The following is a 5,778-nucleotide window of genomic DNA, read 5'->3' on the forward strand; positions in this document are numbered from 1 at the left end:
TGATGTAGCCTTGTAATACAGAAGTTTCCTTTTTCAAACAGGCCGAAAAGGATTTTGGCTTGAAACACATTTCCACGGAGGAAAACACTATGGTCATTAACCACAACATGTCCGCAATGTTCGCTGACAGACAGCTCGGCGTAACAGGTCTTAGTCTTTCAAAAGACATGGAGAAACTCTCTTCAGGAGAAAGAATCAACCGCGCAGGTGACGACGCTTCAGGACTTGCAGTATCAGAAAAGATGCGCAGCCAGATTCGTGGTCTCAATCAGGCATCTCAGAATGCTGAAAACGGTATCAGTTTCATTCAGGTATCTGAAGGATACTTGCAGGAAACAACTGACATCATGCAGCGAATTCGTGAACTTGCCGTTCAGTCATCAAACGGAATTTATTCTGATGAAGACCGAATGCAGATTCAGGTAGAAGTTTCTCAGCTTGTTGCAGAAGTTGACCGCATTGCTTCACAGGCACAGTTCAACGGTATGAACATGCTCACAGGACGTTTCGCTATGTCAACTGGCGAAAATTCTGTTACATCTTCTATGTGGTTCCATATCGGAGCAAACATGGATCAGCGTATGCAGGTTTACATTGGTACAATGACAGCAGCAGCTCTTGGTGTACGGGATGTAGCTTCTGAAGGCGTTATGAGCATCTCCACACCGGAATTGGCTAACCGCGCAATCGGTACTATCGACGAAGCACTCAAAAAGATTAACAAACAGCGTGCAGATCTCGGCGGCTACCAGAACCGCATGGAATATGCAGTTAAGGGTCTCGACATCGCAGCAGAAAATCTTCAGGCTTCAGAATCACGCATTCGTGATACAGACATGGCTTCACAAATGGTAGAATTTACAAAAAATGAAATTCTCCAGCAGGCCGGAACTGCAATGCTTGCTCAGGCAAACACTCAGTCTCAAAACGTCTTGTCTTTGCTTCGATAGTGCATTATAATAACTATTGAAAGGGTTTTAAGGCTCTTTCAATAGTTATGCGGTGTTTTTTTTCGCTCTACTCTCTTTATTTTCATCAAACATCACATTATAATAAAACTACCATTTTGGCATGAATTTAGACATGCCTTTAGTTCTTTGAAAAGGTTCTCTATGCTTTCTGTGACGGCGTAAGTTGATATTGAAGACTTCAATATCGTCTCCCGCTGTAATGGGTCTAAATCTCTTCCGGGGGCGCAAAAACCGGAAGATGCCCGCACAGACTGGGACATACAGCACGATGTTGTATTTGTCTTTTTTTTATCATGGAGGACACAAATATGGTAATTAATCACAACATGAGTTCTTTGTATGCTAACCGTACATTGGGCGTTTCTAACGACCAGTTGATGGGAAACATCGAAAAACTCTCTTCAGGTCAGCGCATTAACAAAGCTGGCGACGATGCTTCAGGATTGGCAGTATCTGAAAAGATGCGCAGCCAGATTCGTGGATTGAATCAGGCTAACAGAAACATTCAGAACGGTGTTTCTTTCATTCAGTCTACAGAAGGATATTTGCAGGAAACTACAGACATTCTTCAGAGAATCCGAGAGCTCGCAGTACAGTCAGCTAACGGTATTTATTCTGACGAAGACCGCATGCAGATTCAGGTAGAAGTTTCACAGCTTGTTGCCGAAGTTGATCGCATTGCTTCACAGGCACAGTTCAACGGTATGAATATGCTCACAGGTTCTTTCTCACAGAATTCAGACCGCATTATGCAGTTCCAGATTGGAGCTAACGTTGACCAGAACGAACGTGTATATATCGGCACAATGACCGCTCAGGCACTTGGACTTAAAGGAGCTCAGGGATCAGAAGAGGGCATTGGAATTGCAACTCCAGACACAGCTAACATGGCAATTGCTACTGTAGATGAAGCACTCAAAAATGTTTCTAAACAGCGTGCAGATCTTGGTGCATACCAGAACCGCTTTGAAATGGCTGCAAATGGCGTTAATGTTGCTGCCGAAAACCTTCAGGCTGCTGAGTCACGTATCCGCGACACAGACATGGCTTCTGAAATGGTTGAATACACAAAGAACCAGATTCTTACACAGTCTGGAACAGCTATGCTTGCTCAGGCAAACAGCCAGTCACAGAATGTATTGGCATTGCTCCGCTAAGTTTAGCACAAAATAAAATCGCCTGTTGTTTTTGGCTTAAAGAGACTACTGGATGTTGTCTTTTCAAAGGCACAGGCGTAAGAAGAAAAGGTGCGCCCCTTTTCTTCTTAATTTCAGGAGGATAAGCCCATGAATATTAGTTCAGTCGGGCAGAATTTGGCAATGGATGGCCACTATTCGTATAACTCCGGTGCAGCACCAGCTGTAAAACAAGCCGCGCCAATAAAGCCGGCTGATGTTCCAATGGCAGACGCTGCCCAAGTGGTACAGAACATTACAAATAATCTTGCCCAGGTCAAGGAAGATGCTAAGCAGCTTCAACGATTGTCTGATGTCGTAATGGGACGTAAAGTCCAGTTTAACGTCAACCAGGAATTAAATCAGGTTGTAGTTTCTATCGTTGACCCGTCAACAGATAAAGTCATCAAGGAGATTCCATCCGCAGACTTGCAGAAACTAAAGGTGCGAATCAGAAAGACAATTGGTCTTCTGTTTGACGAAATGATTTAATTTTAGTTTTCTGTAATCTGAGGGGATATTACTATGGCTGAAATTTCAATACCTGGAGTCAGTGATAAATATAAAACAAACGATTATATTGATGCACTGATGAAAAAAGAGCGTATTCCTCTCAATCGTGAGCAGGAATCGCTTGACAGGTACAAAGAACAGCAGAGCGCATGGCGTGGTATAAACCAGAAAATGTCCGCTCTTCGGGACAGTACAAAAACACTCTACTCTTTTGAAAATCCTTTCAATAACAAGATTGCTTCATCATCTGACGAAAGAGCAGTAACAGCAGAAGCAGGCAGGGAAGCAGGTTTAGAATCAATTAGAATTGATGTTCTAAAGGAAGCTACCTCTGACAGATTTATGTCAGGTGAAATCGAAAAATCTTCTCAAGTTCCCAAAGGAAAATATACATTTCAAGTCGGCGAAAAAACAATTTCTTTTAACTGGAAAGGCGGAAAACTTACTGATTTTGTAACAGCCCTTAATAAACGCGGAACTTCAACCATCAAAGCATCTTTAGTTGGAGTGAGCAGCAATAAATCCTCACTTTTGATTGAATCCCTTAAAACGGGTAATGATAATAATCTTATCTTTAAAGATGATGCTTTAACTTACGCTCTTAATACAAAACTTATCGAGAAAAATAAAAAAGAAGTTACTCAATTTGGTCTGTCACTAAAAGAATACACTTCTCCTGTTGATGAAAAACAGCTTGTAAACCCTAAAATTCCAGATATAGAACAGGATGGAATGCCGGCAATAACAAATGAAGCTGTTACACTTGATTCTGAAAACCAGAAATTTATAATTCCACCGAGAAGCGGATTCACAATTAATATTCCATCAGAATTTCTTTCAACTGCAAGTGAAAATTTTGAATTCAGTTTTTCACAGCAGGAAGTAGAAGATATAACCGAAGCACTTAATATAAAACGCACAACCCGCCCGGAACTTCCAGAGGCCGGAAAAGCAACTTTTGAAACAATTACCGTTCAAAACGAACAGAGTGAAACAAATCTTCCGCCGGTTCCCCAGGATCCTCTTGTACCAATTACAAATCATGCAGATTTTTACGTTCACAATAAAGACGGTTCTGAAGTCCAAGTTGAAACAGAAAGTCTAAAATCAGATGAAACAACCGGTGAAAAAACTGTTACTCTTTCCTTAAAAAACTATCCTGACATCGAAAGTATTGTTGTACGCAACAGAAACACCGGCACACAGATTCAAATTTCACCTGTTTCTGCCTATGACGAAAAAAAGAATCTGGGATACACACCTGTGAAACCTGTTTCAACAGCAGGAGATTCTATCATCAAATATGAAGGAATTACCATTACCCGTCCAACAAACAAAATTGATGATGTAATTTCTCATGTTACTTTAAATGTTCATCAGCCGACAGAAAAAACTGCCACAATTGACATTACAGCAGATAAAGAAAGTGCAAAAAACTCGCTTATTGAATTTGTCGGAAGATATAATCAGGTTCTTGCAGAAATGACAATTTTAAGTGAAAACAAACCTGAAATTATTTCAGAACTTGATTATTTATCAGATTCCGAAAAAGAAGCAGCAGAATCCAGATTAGGAATGTTTCAGAATGATTTTTCACTTTCAAACGGAAAATCATCACTCCGTTCTATTATTACGGCAAATTATAACTGGAGTGAAAATGCTACAATCACAATGCTGAACCAGATAGGCATTTCAAGCAGAGCTTCAGGAAATTCCGGGGGTTATGTAGCAAGCCAGATGCGCGGCTATCTTGAAATCGATGAGAAAAAACTTGATTCTGTTCTTGAAGAAAACATGGACGAAATAAAAAATCTTTTCGGCTATGATTCAGACGGAGATCTTATAGTTGATTCTGGTATCGGATATGCAATCGACAAACAGTTAACTTCATGGGTACAAAGCGGTGGAATCATTGCAACAAAAAACAATGGCATTGATACTAAAATCCGTGTATCAGAGGCAAATATCCGTAAATTAGAAAGTCAGCTCTCTTCAAAAGAAGCCCAGCTGCGCAATAAATACAGCCAGATGGAAGGCACATTAAATAATTTAAATGCACAGTCAAATACTGTAAGTAATTTTGCAAATAATGGAAAACAGTAGTATAATATAAAAAACAGATTTTTTTTGCTTAATAAGGATCTTTTATGGAATTTTATGTAAATGATGAAAAATTAGATATTATTCTCGAAAATGAAAAAACTATTGGCGATGTATTAAAATCGTTTGAGTCAGAATGTGAAAAAAATAACGCAACAACAGTAAATATAAAACTCAATGGTAAAAATATTAAAGCCGAAGAATTTGATTCAATCTTCAATGAGCCCATACAAGGTGATACAAAACTGGAACTCTTAATAGTTTCAAAATCAGAAATAATTTCTTCACTGCAAAAACAGGAGAATGAATGCAAAGAGCTTTCAGATCAGCTTGTTCAACTCCCTGTACAGCTTCAAAGCGGGAAAGATAAAGAATCAGGCATTTTAATTTCAAAATTAGCAGACTTTATCGAGAATTTCTGTCATATCGCTACTTTGTCCACATTGTTTCCTGATTTATATCAGAAATTAATTTTTGATGGAAAAACAGTTAATGAGTTTTTTCAGGACTTTTCTGGAATTCTTAATGATTTTGAACAGGCAATTTCTTCAAAAGATACGGTTCTCATGGGTGATTTAGCAGAATACGAAATAAGCCCAAGACTTCAATTAATAGCTGACACAATTAAGGAGTTGTAAAATGAACAGTACGTTATTATTTTTGCTTCAATCAGGTTCTCCCCTTAGCGCCAGATTTAATCTGAATTATTTCAAAGTAATTTTGATTCTTTTTATAATTTTTGTTGTAATTGCCAGTATTTATATTGTGTCAAAGACAATCTCTAATTATTTAAATTCTGACGCATACATTGAAAAAAAGAAAAACCGCCCTACTTCACTAAAAGATATAAACGAAATTTCTTCACTTTGTAATCTTGTAAAAGAAGAAAAAGAAATTCTTTCTCATGTCTGCTCTAACCACCCTACTCCAAATATCAGGTATCTTGCACGCGATTACTATGCATTAAATGCTATTTTAAAAGAGTGTTTTAAAGAATACGATTCAACAGGAAATGAATC

General features: G+C 38.6%; 6 protein-coding genes. All 6 read left to right on the forward strand.

The features are described from left to right. Nucleotides 1–89 precede the first annotated feature (89 nt). Nucleotides 90–950, forward strand: coding sequence for a flagellin N-terminal helical domain-containing protein (locus tag ACKI5B_RS03675; protein ID WP_407425945.1), 861 nt, complete (start codon nt 90–92; stop codon nt 948–950). A gap of 329 nt (nt 951–1,279) precedes the next feature. Further along, complete coding sequence (locus tag ACKI5B_RS03680) at nt 1,280–2,128, forward strand: flagellin N-terminal helical domain-containing protein (protein WP_407425947.1); 849 nt, start codon at nt 1,280–1,282, stop codon at nt 2,126–2,128. Between the two features lie 129 nt (nt 2,129–2,257). Next, nucleotides 2,258–2,638, forward strand: coding sequence for a flagellar protein FlaG (locus tag ACKI5B_RS03685; RefSeq protein ID WP_407425949.1), 381 nt, complete (start codon nt 2,258–2,260; stop codon nt 2,636–2,638). 33 nt (nt 2,639–2,671) lie between these two features. Continuing rightward, entirely contained in the window at nt 2,672–4,762 is a 2,091-nt protein-coding gene (gene fliD / locus ACKI5B_RS03690; protein WP_407425951.1) for a flagellar filament capping protein FliD, read from the forward strand. Nucleotides 4,763–4,806: 44 nt separating this feature from the next. Further along, on the forward strand, nt 4,807–5,397 hold the full coding sequence (locus tag ACKI5B_RS03695) for a hypothetical protein (protein ID WP_407425953.1): 591 nt from the start codon (nt 4,807–4,809) through the stop codon (nt 5,395–5,397). A gap of 1 nt (nt 5,398) precedes the next feature. Then, a partial coding sequence (locus tag ACKI5B_RS03700) for a hypothetical protein (protein WP_407425955.1) occupies nt 5,399–5,778 on the forward strand: 380 nt, incomplete at its 3' end.

It is taken from the genome of Treponema sp. (assembly GCF_045657965.1).
Taxonomy (GTDB): Bacteria; Spirochaetota; Spirochaetia; order Treponematales; family Treponemataceae; genus Treponema_D.

Coding starts and splice junctions, on each gene's coding strand:
- ACKI5B_RS03675 (WP_407425945.1), top strand. CDS start 90: ATGGTCATTAACCACAACATGTCCGCAATGTTCGCTGACAGACAGCTC.
- ACKI5B_RS03680 (WP_407425947.1), top strand. CDS start 1,280: ATGGTAATTAATCACAACATGAGTTCTTTGTATGCTAACCGTACATTG.
- ACKI5B_RS03685 (WP_407425949.1), top strand. CDS start 2,258: ATGAATATTAGTTCAGTCGGGCAGAATTTGGCAATGGATGGCCACTAT.
- fliD (WP_407425951.1), top strand. CDS start 2,672: ATGGCTGAAATTTCAATACCTGGAGTCAGTGATAAATATAAAACAAAC.
- ACKI5B_RS03695 (WP_407425953.1), top strand. CDS start 4,807: ATGGAATTTTATGTAAATGATGAAAAATTAGATATTATTCTCGAAAAT.